We start from the raw sequence: 15,921 nt of genomic DNA on the forward strand, positions 1-15,921 counted from the left end.
GGAACGACCTGTTATAAGACACCTTCATAACTGGCCGCCGATCATTAGCGAAAGACTGTTATTGCGATTCCCGACAGTAGGTTAAAAACCGCGATAACGCGCTGGAGATGTGTTTCTGGCGGTGATGGATCAGGTACAGTTTGCGTACCAGCGGCGGGACCGGCAGGCGGATTTCCACCAAGGATCCGCTGCTCAGTTGCTCGGCAATGACGCGCCGTGACAGGCAGCTGATACCTATCCCGTGGCGCACTGCGTGTTTGATCGCTTCAGAATTCCCAAGCTCCATCACCAGATTGAAATCCGGCAATTGCGGCAGCAATAGGTGATCCAACACTTCGCGCGTCCCGGATCCGCGCTCGCGTAAAATCCACGGTTCGCGAGCCAGCGCTTCGAGCGTTACCGGCTGACTGGCCAGCGGATTCTCGGGTGCGACAAATACCACCAGCTCATCATCCAGCCAGGGTTGAGTAATCAGCTCCGGCATCTGACACGGCCCTTCAATCAGACCCAGATCGACGCGGAAATCCGCGACGGCGTTAATCACGTCGTTAGTATTACCGACGTTGAGTTCGAGCGGCGTGTCGGGGAAATCCAGACGATATTCCGCCAGCATCGCCGGCAGCATGTAGTTACCGATGGTGCTGCTCGCGCCTATGCGCAGCGAGCCGTTATCGTGATTGAACAGACGCTCGATTTCACCCGCCTGCTCCAGCAGCGCCAGCGCTTTTGGATACAGCAGGCGACCATGTTCGTTGATCACCAGCCGCTTTCCGACGCGGTCAAACAGCTGCACGCCGAGCTGGCTTTCGATGTCGGCCAGCGACGCGCTGACGGCAGATTGTGATAATGAAAGCACAACCGATGCCTGCGTGGTCGAACCGCTTTTCAGCACCTCGGCGAAGACTTCAAGTTGTCGCAATGTAATATGCATAAATGTCCCGCTATCTTCACACGCCTGACGGCGCGCTTTCTATTATCAGTATAGACCTTTGGTCAGCCCGCCCTTTTCAACCTTCCTTCTTATACCAGTTTTAGTGATAGGTTATAAAGTTATAATCAATTTCATTTTTATATAAGGGCGGCGTAGCCTTGTCTCATCACTCCTGTTGTCTCTCACTCACAAGGAAACGGACGATGAAGACATTTCAGCTCAATCATCCTGGCGAGGCGAAACACGACCGCCCGCAAACAACGTGGCTCAGCCGCCTGCTGCCCGGCCTAGTGCTGACCGGCGCGATCACCGCCCTGGCGGTCTGGCTGAGCGATTTTCCCTCACTGAACCATCTGGGTCTGAGCGCGCTGACGCTGGCCATTGTCATCGGCATGGTGGTTGGTAACACGGTCTACCCGGCGGCGAAACCCTGGTGTGACGAAGGCGTGACGCTGGCGAAACAACGCCTGCTGCGTCTGGGCATTATCCTTTACGGCCTGCGCCTTACTTTCGCGCAGATCGCCGATGTCGGTGCGACCGGTATCCTGATTGACGCCACCATGCTGTGCTCCACTTTCGCCCTCGCCTGCTGGCTCGGACAGCGGGTATTTAAGTTAGACCGCGACACGTCGATGTTAATCGGCGCGGGCAGCAGTATTTGTGGCGCTGCGGCGGTGATGGCTACCGAGCCGGTGCTCAATGCGAAAGCTGAGAAAGTGACAGTCGCCGTCGCGACGGTGGTCATTTTCGGCACCGCGGCCATCTTCCTCTATCCGTGGCTGTGGCAGCTAAACGCGCATTATCACTGGCTGAACTTCACGGCGTCACAGTTCGGGATTTACACCGGTTCGACGGTGCATGAGGTCGCGCAGGTGGTGGCCGCCGGTCAGGGTGTCAGCCCCGAGGCGGAAAACGCGGCGGTGATCGCCAAGATGATCCGCGTGATGATGCTGGCGCCGTTCCTGCTGCTGTTGTCCGGCTGGATCGCCCGTCGCAAAGGTGTACAGGAAGACGGTCAGGCATCCGGGATGCGCAACATCACCATCCCATGGTTTGCCCTGTTGTTTATTCTGGTGACGGCATTTAACTCGCTGGATATTCTGCCGCACAGTTGGATCCCGGCGCTTATCACGCTTGATACCGTTTTGCTGGCCATGGCAATGGCGGCGCTTGGTCTGACCACACACATCAGCGCGCTGCGTCAGGCAGGCCTGAAACCGATGCTGCTGGCGGCGATTCTGTTCGTCTGGCTGATTGCCGGCGGCGCGGGGATCAACCAACTGGTGCAACATCTTTTTGGCTGATGTTGCGGGTTTTACACTTCAGTGCTGCGCCTCCTTCGCGGAGGCGCTATCATCCACCTATTAACGCGATGAATAACTGAGGAGCAAAAATGAAGTTTGTCGGAGCACATGTCAGTGCGGCAGGCGGCGTGGATCAGGCCGTACTGAGGGCGCACGAGCTGGAAGCCACGGCTTTTGCGCTTTTCACCAAGAACCAGCGTCAGTGGAAAGCCGCACCGTTGCCGGAAGACGTCATCGAAAAATTCAAAGCCGCCTGTGAAAAATACGGTTACCAGAGCAACCAGATTTTGCCGCACGACAGCTATCTGATTAATCTCGGCCATCCGGTCACAGAAGCGCTGGAGAAATCCCGCGAGGCGTTCCTCGACGAACTGCAACGCTGCGAACAGCTTGGGCTTTCGTTGCTGAACTTCCATCCGGGCAGCCATCTGATGCAGATCGACGAAGATAAATGCCTCGAGCGTATTTCCGAATCGCTGAATATCGCACTGTCACAAACCAAAGGCGTCACGGCGGTCATCGAAAACACCGCCGGTCAGGGCAGCAACCTGGGCTTCCGCTTTGAGCATCTGGCAAAAATCATTGACGGCGTGGAAGACAAAAGCCGCGTCGGCGTTTGTATCGATACCTGTCACGCTTTCGCCGCCGGCTACGACCTGCGCACCGTCGAAGAGTGTGAAAACACGTTCCGTCATTTCAGCGACGTGGTCGGTTTCGAGTATCTGCGCGGGATGCATCTCAACGATGCGAAAAGCGAATTTAACAGCCGCGTCGACCGCCATCACAGTCTGGGCGAAGGCAACATAGGGAATACCGTGTTTGGCTGGATCATGAGGGATGCGAGATTTGATGGGATCCCAATGATTCTGGAGACGGTGAACCCGGAAATTTGGGCGGATGAAATCGCGTGGTTGAAGGCGCAGCAGACTGCTGAGGCGGATGACGCCGCGGCGTGATCGCAATAAAGAATGCACCTTCCCGGCCTCCCCCTGCTAAGGGGGAGCGGGAAGAGGTATGGCTGGCAACACCTTTGTTAAAGCACGCTTCAACATATTCATTTGACCTTAATACCCCGCCCCAATCTCCGGTCTGGGATTAAAACAATTGATCAACCAGCAGCCGTGCTTCCATCATATCCCCTGAAACACCACAACCGACCAGCACGCAGGCTGCCTGTGTCAGAATCGCCGTCGGGATATCCCGCTCGCCATTCAGACATGCCTGAATAAACGCCGCCGTCGCCGCGACATCTTTCGTTCCCGGCGTATCGGATCCGAATATTTCTTCCTTTTCAGCCAGCACCTGCTGCTCGCCTGCAACAATCAGATGAGTCTGCGGGAACCGCTGTGGATTGGCATACACTTCCCCTTCGGTGCCCTGCGTCAGCAAGGCCCGGCCATCGATCTGGCGGAAGAAGGAAGAAACACGCTGAATATATTCCGGGTGCGAAACGCTCGATAATCGCAGGGAATCCTGCCCGATGAACGGGGTGATAAGTTTCGCCAGCGTGTGGCTGCTGTTTCGCACACCCATCTGCCAGCGCAGCGAAAGTTGTTTATCGATCGGCGGGCACAGTACAGAAACCGGGATAAATACCGGCGCGGTGCCTGCGTCGAGTTGCTGCTGTGCCTGTTCCTGGGTGTGTGCGGCTTCGATACCCAGCGCGCGGAAAATCTCGGCGCTGGTAATGCGGGTCGGATCTTCATCGACGCCGTGAACCACGACCGGCAGGCCGAGGCGGCTGAGCAAAATGGCCAGCAGCGGGGTGAGATTTGCCTGCTTGCGCGCACCGTTATAGGTCGGGATCACCACCGGCAGCGGGCGATCCGCCGGTGCCTGAAGGCGCATGACGCGCTCTTCCATCGCCTGATAAAAACCGAGCATTTCCTCTTCCGCTTCGCCTTTAATACGAAACGCGATCAGCAAAGCTCCGAGCTGTAAATCCGGCACGTCACCGGCGAGGATCTCGCGATACAGCGCAAGCGACTGATCCCGGTCTAAATCACGGGCGTGATTTTTTCCGCGCCCGACTTCTTTGATGAGTTTGGTGTAATCCATCGTACCGTTACCTTATCTGTCCAAATCATTAGCGGCGGCGCGCACGGCGGCGAACCGGATCTTTCTTTACCGTTTTGAGCCTATCTGGCCGCTTAACTGACCCCGGCTCAGGCATTTCGCGGTGCTCAATGGGGAACACCGGCAACGCAGCCAGCAGGCGCGAACCGTAGCTTTTGGTCAGTAAACGTTTATCGTAAATCACGATTTCACCGGTGCATTCGTGGCTGCGAATTAATCGGCCAACCTGTTGGATCAGATTAAACGATGCGCTCGGCAGGCTTTGCACTTCAAACGGATAGCGTTTCAGCGTTTTCAGCCATTCGCCTTCGGTCAGGATCACCGGACTGTCGACCGGAGGAAAGGCGATTTTATGGATATGCACCTGCGTCAGCAATTCGCCTTTCAGATCCAACCCTTCGGCGAAAGATTGCAGGCCAATCAGTATGCTGGTGGTGCCTTCGCCAACGCGTTTGCGGTGCTCTTCCACCAGCCGGTAGCGCGGCTGATCGCCCTGCACCAGCAGCATCAGGCGCAAATCCGGCAGCAGGGAGACAAACTGTTGCAGGGCGCGGTTACTGGCGAATAATACCAGCTGGCCGGTATGCAGCCCTTTCGCCAGCTCGGTGCGAAAGAAATCAGCCATCTCCTGCAAATGCGCCGCTTCGTTGGCCATCACTGGTTCAAGCGTCATCTGCGGGATGACAATTTTTCCCTGCACGACGTGATTGAACGGCGAATCCAGGCTGACAAATCGATCACCGGCTTTTTCGCTCAGGCCGCTCATTTCCTGCAGGCGGGAGAAGCTGTTCAGAGAGCGCAAAGTGGCGGAGGTGATGACCACGTGCGGCACCTTGCGCCACAGCATTTTTTCCAGCTGATCGCTGACGCGGATGCCCGCACAGTGGAACACCAGATGCGTCTGGTTATCGAAATATGCCCGCGTGACCCATTTACCAATCGGCGCATTGGAGGCTTTATCCAGTGCCGCCAGCCGCCACAGTTTGCTCATGGTTTCGAGATAGCTTTGCATACGGCTCATGTGCAGGATCGCGCGGTGCAGACGCATAATATCGTGCTTACCGGTCTTCTCGCTGAGATCGTTCACCATGTATTCCGCCAGACTGCGCAGGCCGTCGGTGAGTTTGAACAGGCGGCTGCACTGTTCGGTCAGCTCCGGCGGCAGTGCGCCCAGCTCAAAGCGGTATTCCGCTTCCGGTTCATCCGCTGGCAGATACTGACTGACCGATTGCTCAATAAGCAGCAGCAGTTCACGCATCTCTGCGCAGTGATTGTGCAGACGCTCGGCGTTGGTCAGCGGCGGCGGATTTTTTGGGGTGAACAGCGACAGACATTGCTCAATCTGACGCACAAAATTATCCAGTTGCAGGTTGTTCCACACCGCCGTGATTTCGGCATCGACTTCCAGCGCGTCGCGCGCGACTTCCGGCAGGTGATGCCCTTCATCGAGCACCAGAAGCAGATCTTTCGCCGGTGGCAGCACCGATTCGGACTCCAGCGCGGCCATCACTAACGCGTGGTTGGTGACCACCACGTCAGCACTTTCTATCTCTTTGCGTGCCACGAAATACGGGCACTCACGGAAATAATGGCAGTTGCGGCTGAGGCAGTTGGCTTTGTCCGTGCTGATTTTAATCCACAGCGGATCGTCGATGGTTTTTTTGTAATGATCGCGCAGCCCGTCCCACTCGTAGCGCGAGAGCGCGGTTTCCAGCGTTTTGCACAGCTTCTGTTCTTCACCACTGGAAGGCGCCAGCTCGTCGCCGAGAAACAGGCCCAGATCGCCCTGCGCATTTTCATTGCTCATCGCCGCCAGATTACGCGGGCAGACATAGCGGCCACGGCCAAACGCGCCGGTAAATTTCAGATCCGGAATGATTTTTTTCAGCAGCGGTAAATCTTTGCTGTAAATCTGATCCTGCAACGCAACGTTGGCGGTGCTGACAATCAGCGGCTTTTCTTCTTCGCGGCTGACGGCGATGCCGGGGATGAGATAGGACAGCGTTTTCCCGACGCCGGTCGGCGCCTCAATGGCCAGATGCCTTGCAGAATCCCCCGAGAACGCCTTCGCCACCTCTGCAATCATTTGTCGTTGCGGAGCACGGGGAATGAAATCCGGGATTTGTTCTTGCAGGGCTTTGTACCACTGGCTGATCTGATTTTTTACTGCGGGGGAAAGCGCCATGCATCTCTTTTTGTTGGGGGTCGTGACCGAAGTGTGGCGGCTATTGTCCCACAGACCGGCTGTAGACGCAGCCCGAAATCGCCCGGCAGCACTATTTTCCCCCTGTCACTTTCCGTTTAAAAAATGGAGGACTTGTAAAAAAAAGAAAAGTTCATTTCTGTTTGTCATAAATTGATCACAAATCTACGGTAAAAAACCTTCGCTGAGAAAATTCCGAGCTCACACGGAATGCATAGCAAAAATGATGATTAGCGTCTTTCCACAAGACTTCATATAAAGCTTTCCACCAAAAGCTTTTAAATAAGAATGCAGGGTAAAAATTCATGAAACGTAATATTCTGGCACTTTTAATTCCTGGTTTATTGATTGCATCAGGCGCACACGCAGCAGAAATTTATAATAAAGACGGCAATAAACTCGACCTGTACGGGAAAGTAAAAGGTCTGCATTATTTCTCTGATGCGCCGGGCAACGATGGCGACCAGAGTTATGTCCGTTTCGGTTTTAAAGGTCAGACGCAAATTAACGACCTGATCACCGGTTACGGCCAGTGGGAATATAACGTCATGGCCAACCATGCCGAATCCGACAGCAAATCCCCAAGCACCACCGGCACCAAAACCCGTCTGGGCTTTGCGGGTCTGAAATTCGGCCAGTACGGTTCCTTCGACTATGGCCGTAACTACGGCGCACTGTACGACGTCGAAGCATGGACCGATATGTTCCCTGAATTCGGCGGCGACGGTTACACCAAGGCTGACCGCTTCATGACCGGCCGTACCAACGGCGTGGCCACTTACCGTAACCGTGGCTTCTTCGGCATGGTTGATGGCCTGAACGTAGCGCTCCAGTATCAGGGTAAAAACGAAAACGACGGTCGCAGCAGCAGCACGGCGAACGGCGACGGTTATGCACTTTCCACCACCTACGCACTGGGCGATACCGGCGTGAGCTTCGGTGGCGCATACGCTTCTTCTGACCGCACCACCGGCCAGAGCAACTCAGCCTATGGCAAAGGCGATAAAGCCGACGCATGGACTGGCGGTATGAAATACGATGCAAACGGTGTTTATTTAGCCGCTATGTATGCTGAAACCCGTAATATGATTGCTATTACCGTTCCGGCTGGTATTGCAGGCGCACCGGCAGGCAGCGGTTTTGCTAATAAAACCCAGACCGTTGAAGCAGTAGCACAATATCAGTTCGACTTCGGTCTGCGCCCTTCTCTGGGTTATGTTCAGACTAAAGGGAAAGATATTGAAGGCATCGGCGACGTTGACCTGGTTAAATATTTCGACGTGGGCGCAACCTATTATTTCAACAAAAACATGTCAGCCTATGTTGATTATAAAATCAACCAACTGGATGACGATAATAAACTGGGTCTGAATAACGACGACGTCACCGCTGTTGGCCTGGTTTATCAGTTCTGATTTAAGTCAAATTACACCTCATTATTATTCGATGTTTTATTCTCTGTCTTGATTTTTTTGGCCGGACTCACCCTCCGGCCTTTTTTGTTTTTGTTGTTTTACGGCACATCTCGCGTAATTCGCCTTTTTCGCTTTCGCATCACGCTGAATCTGCTAAAGTTTCAGAGAATTTTACGAATGAGAACTTCTCTTAACAAAAACAGGGATAACCAATGAATAAAGTTTCGCTTTGTACCACCAGTGCCTTAATCATGCTGGCTCTGAGCGGCTGTGCGCAGCAGAAAACGGATGCTCAGCAAAAACTGAACGATCAGTCGGTGATGGCACTGAACTGGTTCCAGCAGTCAGGTGAATATCAGGCGCTGACCTATCAGGCATTCAACACCGCGAAAATGGCGTTTGATCAGGCACAGCCGCTGGCAGGCCAGAAGAAAGCCGTGGTGGTGGATCTGGATGAAACCATGCTTGATAACAGCGCGTACAGTGCGTGGCAAGTCAAAGCGAACAAGCCATTCGACAGCAAAACCTGGTCAGAGTGGACCGCAGCACGTCAGGCGACCGCAATTCCTGGCGCAGTGGAATTTGCTAATTACGTGAACTCCCACGGCGGCACGATGTTCTATGTGTCCAACCGTAAAACCAGTGAATACGCCGCCACGCTGGACAACATGAACCGTCTGGGCTTCACCGGCGCGAATGACCAAACCATGTTGCTGAGCTCTGATACTTCAAACAAGCAGGTGCGTTTTGACTCCATCAAAGCCGCCGGTTATCACATCGTCTTATTCGTTGGTGATAACCTGAACGACTTCGGCGCTGCGACTTATCACAAAGATAACGCCCAGCGTCGCGCCTTCGTGAACCAGAATCACCAGCAGTTCGGCACACAATACATCGTTCTGCCTAACCCGCTGTACGGTGACTGGGAGAGCGGACTGGCGAAGGACTACAATAAGTTGACGCCGGAGCAGAAATTATCGGTCAGGGATCAGAATTTGAAGGCGTGGAGCGGGAAATAATCGCTTTTAGAAAGCTGGCAGATTTATCCGGTTGCCGTGAACACATCACTTTCTGCGCCGAAACCGAGCTGGTTTGCTCCTCCCCCTGCGAAGGGGGAGGACGGGAGGGGGTATTGCAAGCGATACCTTTTTTGACACATTTCAACTTTTAGATTTGACCTTAATACCCCACCCCAACCCTCCCCTTCGCAAGGGAGGGAGCTGTCCCTGGATTCTTAAGGGGGCGGCGAGCCCAGGCTCTTGACGTTAACGTTGATATTAAACAATCAACTCCATCCCCACATGCGGTATCCCATCCTCCTCATACACTCCGGTGTACACTGCAAACCCCAGCTTCCCGTAAAACCCTTCTAAATGTGCCTGCGCAGAAATCGCCACGCGAATATCTGGCCAGTTTTTCTGGCACGAAACCAGTGCCCGCTCCATCAGCTGATAGCCGAGTTTCAGACCCCGTGCCGAAGGTGCCACAATCACCCGCCCGATAGCCACGCCGTCTTCATGGCGCAAAATTCGCGCATAGGCCGCCGGTTTACCGTCGAGCCACGCAACGATATGGCGGTTTTCACCGGTCAGATCCTGACCGTCGATGTCCTGATACGCACAGGTCTGTTCCACGACAAACACTTCACTGCGCAATGCCAGAATGGCGTAAAGCTGCTGCACGGTCAGTTCGCTATGGTGATAGTCCTGCCAGTCGATAGATGAAGATTCGGTCATGAATGCCTGCCCCGCCTTTGCCTGAAAACGCAGCTTGCTGGCTGCAAAAAAAAAGAGATACCCCGAAGGATATCTCTTTTTATCATGCCTTATGAATGGCTTCAGGCGGTTTTCTTCATCGGCTCAGTGCGCACGGGCAAATCGCCTGCGGTGAAGTATTCCGTCGTGCTGCGCGGTAGCGGCTGGCGACCACGGATTTTATCGGCAATTTTTTCGGCGATCATGATCGTCGTGGCGTTCAGATTACCAGTGATGATTTGCGGCATGATCGAAGCGTCCACCACACGCAGGGCGTCAATACCATGAACGCGCCCCTCGCCGTCGACCACCGCCATGTCATCCGTGCCCATTTTACAGGTGCACGACGGATGGAACGCGGTTTCCGCATGTTCGCGAATAAACGCATCCAGCTCTTCATCGGTCTGGACGTGTTCACCAGGGCTGATTTCGCGGCCACGGTAAGGGTCCAGCGCCGGTTGTGCCATGATTTCACGGGTGATACGGATTGCATCACGGAACTCATGCCAGTCCTGCTCGGTCGCCATATAGTTGAACAAAATACTTGGATGCTGACGCGGATCTTTCGATTTCACCTGCACCCGACCGCGGCTTGGTGAGCGCATCGAACCGACATGTGCCTGGAAACCGTGCTCTTTCACCGCATTACTGCCGTTGTAGTTAATCGCCACCGGCAGGAAGTGATACTGAATGTTCGGCCAGGCAAACTCTTCACGGCTGCGGATAAACCCGCCCGCTTCAAACTGGTTGCTTGCGCCCACGCCGGTGCCTTTGAACAGCCACTCGGCGCCAATCGCGGGCTGGTTGTGCATCTGCAGCGCCGGATAAAGCGACACCGGCTGCGTGCAGCTGTATTGCAGGTACATTTCCAGATGATCCTGCAAGTTCTCGCCCACCCCCGGCAGGTCATGCACTACCGGGATCTCCAGACGCTTAAGCAACTCTGCCGCACCGACGCCAGAGCGTTGCAGGATCTGCGGAGAGGCAATCGCCCCGCTGCACAGCAGAACTTCGCGTTTGGCGTTAGCCGTTTTGGCATTGTAGTCGTCGCCTTTGAAATAGCTGACGCCCACGGCGCGCTTGCCTTCAAACAGGATCCGGTCAGTCAGTGCGTGCGTGACAATAGTCAGGTTGGCGCGCGGTTTGGCCTGATCCAGATAGCCTCGGGCGGTACTGGCGCGACGGCCTTTGGGCGTCACGGTTCTGTCCATCGGCCCAAAACCTTCCTGTTTGTAACCGTTGAGATCGTCAGTCCGGGAATATCCAGCCTGCGCGCCCGCTTCAATCATGGCTTCAAACAACGGGTTATTGCCGTTTTTCGGTGTGGCGACGCTGACCGGACCGTCGCCGCCGTGGAAGTCGTTCGGGCCGATATCGCGGGTTTCAGCTTTACGGAAATACGGCAGACAGTCGAGATAACTCCAGTCTTCCAGACCCGGCGCTGTCGCCCAGTTGTCGAAATCCATCGCGTTACCCCGGATGTAACACATCCCGTTGATAAGTGACGATCCGCCCAGACCTTTACCGCGCCCGCACTCCATGCGGCGGTTATTCATGTGCGGTTCCGGATCGGTTTCATACGCCCAGTTGTAACGACGCCCCTGCAACGGGAACGCCAGCGCCGCAGGCATCTGCGTGCGGAAATCCAGACGGTAATCCGGGCCACCGGCTTCGAGTAACAGCACGCTGACGCTGCTGTCTTCGGTCAGGCGGGTGGCGAGTACGTTGCCGGCAGAGCCAGCACCGATGATGATGTAATCGTAATCCATTGAAATCTCCTCTGTTGCGGCGGATTAAAAGACTGAGCTGAATTCGCCCAGTTCGACCTGCACGGATTTGATTTGGGTGTAATGCTCAAGCGTCGTGACGCCGTTTTCGCGCCCCACGCCGGAATGTTTATAACCACCGACCGGCATTTCGGCGGCAGATTCGCCCCAGGTGTTGACCCAGCAAATCCCGGCTTCGAGTTTGTGGATCACGCGGTGCGCACGGTTGAGATCCTGCGTCACCAGACCGGCCGCCAGACCGTATTCAGTATCGTTGGCGCGGCGGATCACTTCCTCTTCACTTTCGTAGGTCAGAATGCTCATCACCGGCCCGAAGATTTCTTCGCGGACGATCAGCATGTCATCGCGACAATCGGAGAAGACCGTCGGCGCAACGTAAGCGCCTTTGGCGAATTCACCCGTGGTCACGCGTTCACCGCCGGTCAGCAGGGTCGCGCCCTCGCGCTTGCCGCTTTCGATATACCGCAGCACAGACTCCATGTGCGCGAAGCTAACCAGCGGGCCAAAGTTGACGTTTTCATCCGTCGGATCGCCCATGCGAATACGCTTCACGCGCTCCACCACTTTGGCTTCGAACGCTTTTTGCAATGCTTTCGGGATGAACACGCGGGTGCCGTTGGTGCAGACCTGACCGGAGCTGTAGAAGTTGGCCATCATCGCGATATCCGCCGCTTTATCCAGATCGGCATCCTCAAAGACGATCAGCGGAGACTTGCCGCCCAGCTCCATGGTGACTTCTTTCAGCGTGGAGGCCGATGCGCTGGCCATCACTTTCTTGCCGGTTTTGACGCCGCCGGTGAAAGAGACTTTGGCGATATCCGGGTGATCGGTTAACGCCTGACCGACACTCGCCCCACCGGTGACGACGCTGAACACGCCGTCCGGCACGCCGGCTTCGGTGTAGATTTCGGCCAGTTTCAGCGCGGTCAGCGAGGTGTTTTCACTCGGCTTGAAGACCATCGCATTACCCGCGGCCAGCGCCGGGGCAGATTTCCACAGGGCAATCTGAATCGGGTAGTTCCACGCGCCGATACCGGCTACCACGCCCAGCGGTTCACGACGGGTGTAGACGAAAGAAGAATCGCGCAGCGGGATTTGCTGGCCTTCAATCGCCGGGATCAGTCCTGCGTAGTACTCCAGCACGTCAGCGCCGGTGACGATATCCACCGCCAGCGTTTCAGACAGCGCTTTGCCGGTATCAGCGGTTTCGATCGCGGCCAGTTCATCGTTGCGTTCGCGCAGAATATCCACCGCGCGGCGCAGAATACGCGAGCGGCTCATGGCGGTCATCGCGGCCCAGACTTTCTGGCCTTTGTGCGCGGCTTTCACCGCCAGACTGACATCCGCCTGCGTCGCGGCGGACAGCTGTGCAATCACTTCGCCATTGGCCGGGTTAATCGCGTCAAAGGTGTCATCACCGGTGCTGTCCTGAAAACGTCCGTTGATATAAAGTTTTTGTTTGCCGTAGCGGGACATAATTCTCTCCTCGGTCTGTGCGGTCTGAAGGTTTTCTGCGGTATTACTGCTGAACCTGAATGAGTTGTGCTTCGATGTGGCGGCGGGTGATTTTCATCGCCTCAGCGCGGTTAAACTCTTTCCCGCTGAGCGCCCCGCGCAGCCACAGGCCGTCAATCAGAGCAGCGGTACTTTGCGCCGCCAGACGGGCCTCAGCCTTAGGCAGAAAACGTCTGAATTCAGAACATAAATTTGAATAGAGCCGGCGGCTGTTGACCTGTTGCAAACGGTACAGCTGCGGGTGATGCATACTGCTCGCCCAGAAGGCCAGCCAGGTTTTCATCGCCGCACTGTTGGTCTGACTGTCGTCAAAATTGGCTTCTGCAATCGCATGCAGCCGCGCCGTCGGTGCGGTATCCGTCAGCTGCGATAACCGCAGCTGCACCCCTTCTCCCAAATGACTGAGCAAATAACGCATGGTCGCTTCCAGCAGCCCATTCTTGTCACGAAAGTAATGACTGATGATGCCGTTGGAAACGCCGGCACGGCGTGCGATCTGCGAAATCGACGCATCATGCATCCCGACTTCGTTCACCGCGGCCAGTGTTGCCTCAATCAATTGCTGCCGTCTGATGGGCTGCATTCCTACTTTGGGCATGGGTCCGACTCCTGAAAATGAGCGGGCTGAAACGTACGAAAAAAACCACTTTTTTACGCTTTCGTTCAACCTTGTTAACGCTCTGACGTCACCTATTTAACTTTTTTTTGATTGAACGTTCAATTAAAAATGCATATATTTTATTACCAATACGTTAGTAATTTGTATGAATTTTGAGATGAATTAGAACCCATTTTATTGAAAATTAGAGAGTAATTAACAAATCAGGGGAAAAGATGGCGACTGCCGATACGACAGAAAAACATTCTGAGAAACCTCGCGATCAGCTGAACAAGGTGGTTTTCTTCACCTCAGCGGGTCTGATTTTAGCCTTCACATTGATGACCATTTTCTTCACCGATTTATCGGGAAAATGGATAAGTCTGACCCTTAACTGGGTGTCCGCCACGTTCGGCTGGTATTACATGCTGGCGGCGACGCTGTACATCGTGTTTGTAGTGTTCATTGCCTGCTCGCGCTTCGGCTCGATCAAACTCGGTCCTGAACAATCCAAACCCGAATTCAGCATGATGAGCTGGGCGGCAATGCTGTTTGCCGCCGGGATCGGTATCGATCTGATGTTCTTCTCGGTCGCCGAACCGGTGACGCAATACATGTTGCCGCCGGAAGGCAACGGCCAGACGCTGGAAGCGGCGCGACAGGCGATGACCTGGACGCTGTTCCACTACGGCCTGACCGGCTGGGCGATGTACGCGCTGATGGGGATTGCGCTCGGCTATTTCAGCTACCGCTACAACCTGCCGCTGACAATCCGCTCGGCGCTGTACCCGATTTTCGGCAAACGCATTAACGGCCCCATAGGTCACAGTGTGGATATTGCGGCGGTGGTCGGTACGATTTTTGGGATCGCGACCACGCTTGGGATTGGCGTCGTGCAGCTCAATTACGGACTGAAAGTGCTGTTCCACATTCCGGAAAACCTGACGGTGCAGGCGGCGCTGATCCTGCTGTCGGTCGTTATGGCGACGGTCTCGGTGACTTCCGGCGTGAATAAAGGTATCCGTATTTTGTCGGAGCTCAACGTGCTTCTGGCGCTGGGGCTGATCCTGTTCCTGCTGTTCTTCGGTAATACCGAATTCCTGCTCAATGCGCTGGTGCTGAACATCGGCGATTACATCAACCGGTTTATGGGGATGACGCTCAACACCTTTGCGTTTGACCGCCCGACCGAGTGGATGAACAGCTGGACTCTGTTCTTCTGGGCATGGTGGGTCGCATGGTCGCCGTTTGTCGGCCTGTTCCTGGCACGTATTTCCCGTGGACGTACCATCCGTCAGTTCGTGCTGGGTACGCTTATCATTCCGTTCGTCTTCACCCTGCTGTGGTTATCTATCTTCGGAAACAGCGCGTTGTATCAGATTCTGCACGGCAATCTGGATTTCGCTAACGAAGTGATTTCCCACCCGGAACGCGGCGTGTACAGCCTGCTGGCACAGTATCCGGGCTTTACGCTGAGTGCTTCAGTGGCAACTATCACCGGCCTGCTGTTTTACGTCACCTCGGCAGATTCCGGTTCACTGGTACTGGGTAACTTCACGTCGAAGCTGGCGGACATCAATAACGATGCGCCAAACTGGCTGCGGATCTTCTGGTCGGTCACCATCGGTGTGCTGACGCTGGGGATGCTGATGACCGACGGGGTATCGGCGCTGCAAAACACCACGGTGATTATGGGGCTGCCGTTCAGCTTTGTGATTTTCTTCATCATGGCCGGACTGTATAAATCGCTGCGGCTGGAAGATTATCGTCGCGCCAGCAATCAGCAGTCGCTCGCACCGCTGCCGGCGACCAGCGATGCGGCGCTTAACTGGAAGCAGCGCCTGACGCGGGTGATGAATTATCCGGGCACCACGCATACGCAGAAAATGATGGATACCGTGTGCCGCCCTGCGATGCAGGAAGTGGCGCAGGAACTGGAACTGCGCGGCGCGAAGGTGACCTTTACCGAGCACGAACCGGAAGAAGACGAGAAGATCAATCATCTGGAATTACAGGTGGCACTCGGCGAAGAACAGAACTTTATCTATCAAATCTGGCCGGTGCGTTACGCCGTCCCTGCGTTTACCTATCGTGCACGGGCGGGTAAATCCAATTATTACCGTCTGGAGACGTTCCTGCTGGAAGGGACGCAGGGCAATGACCTGATGGACTTCACCAAACATCAGGTGATCAACGACATTCTCGATCAGTACGAACGTCACCTGAACTTCCTGCACATCAACCGCGAAGCGCCAGGGAACACGCTGACGTTCCCGGAGTAAGTTTGATCAGTTAGGTAAAATACAAAACCCGCGAAATGCGGGTTTTTGTATTTTTA

The 15,921-nt window shown here is 55.0% G+C and carries 12 protein-coding genes; 5 read left to right on the forward strand and 7 right to left on the reverse strand.

All coding sequences use genetic code 11. From position 1 onward, the window contains the following. Positions 1 to 58 precede the first annotated feature (58 nt). A complete protein-coding gene (gene yieE / locus TU92_RS09375; RefSeq protein WP_112166493.1) occupies positions 59 to 931 on the reverse strand; it encodes a DNA-binding transcriptional regulator YeiE in 873 nt (290 codons plus the stop codon). A gap of 203 nt (positions 932 to 1,134) precedes the next feature. On the opposite strand from yieE, the gene TU92_RS09380 reads away from it, so the two are divergent. Continuing rightward, entirely contained in the window at positions 1,135 to 2,235 is a 1,101-nt protein-coding gene (locus tag TU92_RS09380) for a YeiH family protein (RefSeq protein WP_112166495.1), read from the forward strand. Positions 2,236 to 2,324: 89 nt separating this feature from the next. Then, a complete protein-coding gene (gene nfo, locus TU92_RS09385) occupies positions 2,325 to 3,191 on the forward strand; it encodes a deoxyribonuclease IV (RefSeq protein ID WP_112166498.1) in 867 nt (288 codons plus the stop codon). A gap of 139 nt (positions 3,192 to 3,330) precedes the next feature. On the opposite strand, the gene ybiB is transcribed toward nfo, so the two are convergent. Next, positions 3,331 to 4,293 (reverse strand): DNA-binding protein YbiB, encoded by a 963-nt coding sequence (gene ybiB, locus TU92_RS09390; RefSeq protein WP_112166499.1) that lies wholly within the window; start codon positions 4,291 to 4,293, stop codon positions 3,331 to 3,333. Positions 4,294 to 4,321: 28 nt separating this feature from the next. After that, the gene (dinG, locus tag TU92_RS09395; protein WP_112166501.1) at positions 4,322 to 6,496 is read right to left on the reverse strand and encodes an ATP-dependent DNA helicase DinG; all 2,175 of its coding nucleotides are present in this window, start codon (positions 6,494 to 6,496) and stop codon (positions 4,322 to 4,324) included. Between the two features lie 323 nt (positions 6,497 to 6,819). Between dinG and ompC the strand changes: the two genes are divergently transcribed. Both ompC and TU92_RS09405 read left to right on the forward strand, forming a co-directional pair. Next, positions 6,820 to 7,929 (forward strand): porin OmpC, encoded by a 1,110-nt coding sequence (gene ompC, locus TU92_RS09400; protein ID WP_112166503.1) that lies wholly within the window; start codon positions 6,820 to 6,822, stop codon positions 7,927 to 7,929. A 212-nt stretch (positions 7,930 to 8,141) separates the two neighbouring features. Continuing rightward, positions 8,142 to 8,948: a 5'-nucleotidase, lipoprotein e(P4) family gene (locus TU92_RS09405; RefSeq protein ID WP_112166505.1), complete on the forward strand. Its 807-nt coding sequence runs from the start codon at positions 8,142 to 8,144 to the stop codon at positions 8,946 to 8,948. A 258-nt stretch (positions 8,949 to 9,206) separates the two neighbouring features. On the opposite strand, the gene TU92_RS09410 is transcribed toward TU92_RS09405, so the two are convergent. From TU92_RS09410 to betI, 4 genes are all read right to left on the reverse strand, one after another. Beyond that, positions 9,207 to 9,665 carry a GNAT family N-acetyltransferase gene (locus TU92_RS09410; RefSeq protein ID WP_112166507.1) on the reverse strand — a complete coding sequence of 153 codons (459 nt, stop codon included), beginning with the start codon at positions 9,663 to 9,665 and terminating at the stop codon, positions 9,207 to 9,209. Between the two features lie 101 nt (positions 9,666 to 9,766). Continuing rightward, the gene (gene betA, locus TU92_RS09415; RefSeq protein WP_112166509.1) at positions 9,767 to 11,452 is read right to left on the reverse strand and encodes a choline dehydrogenase; all 1,686 of its coding nucleotides are present in this window, start codon (positions 11,450 to 11,452) and stop codon (positions 9,767 to 9,769) included. 24 nt (positions 11,453 to 11,476) lie between these two features. Next, the gene (betB, locus tag TU92_RS09420) at positions 11,477 to 12,946 is read right to left on the reverse strand and encodes a betaine-aldehyde dehydrogenase (RefSeq protein ID WP_112166511.1); all 1,470 of its coding nucleotides are present in this window, start codon (positions 12,944 to 12,946) and stop codon (positions 11,477 to 11,479) included. 43 nt (positions 12,947 to 12,989) lie between these two features. Beyond that, a complete protein-coding gene (gene betI, locus TU92_RS09425) occupies positions 12,990 to 13,583 on the reverse strand; it encodes a transcriptional regulator BetI (RefSeq protein WP_112166513.1) in 594 nt (197 codons plus the stop codon). A gap of 236 nt (positions 13,584 to 13,819) precedes the next feature. Here betI and TU92_RS09430 point away from each other — a divergent pair, with 236 nt between their 5' ends. Next, positions 13,820 to 15,865 (forward strand): choline transporter, encoded by a 2,046-nt coding sequence (locus TU92_RS09430; protein WP_112166515.1) that lies wholly within the window; start codon positions 13,820 to 13,822, stop codon positions 15,863 to 15,865. The last annotated feature ends 56 nt before the right edge of the window (positions 15,866 to 15,921 follow it).

It is taken from the genome of Rahnella inusitata (genome assembly GCF_003263515.1).
Classification (GTDB): Bacteria; Pseudomonadota; Gammaproteobacteria; order Enterobacterales; family Enterobacteriaceae; genus Rahnella; species Rahnella inusitata.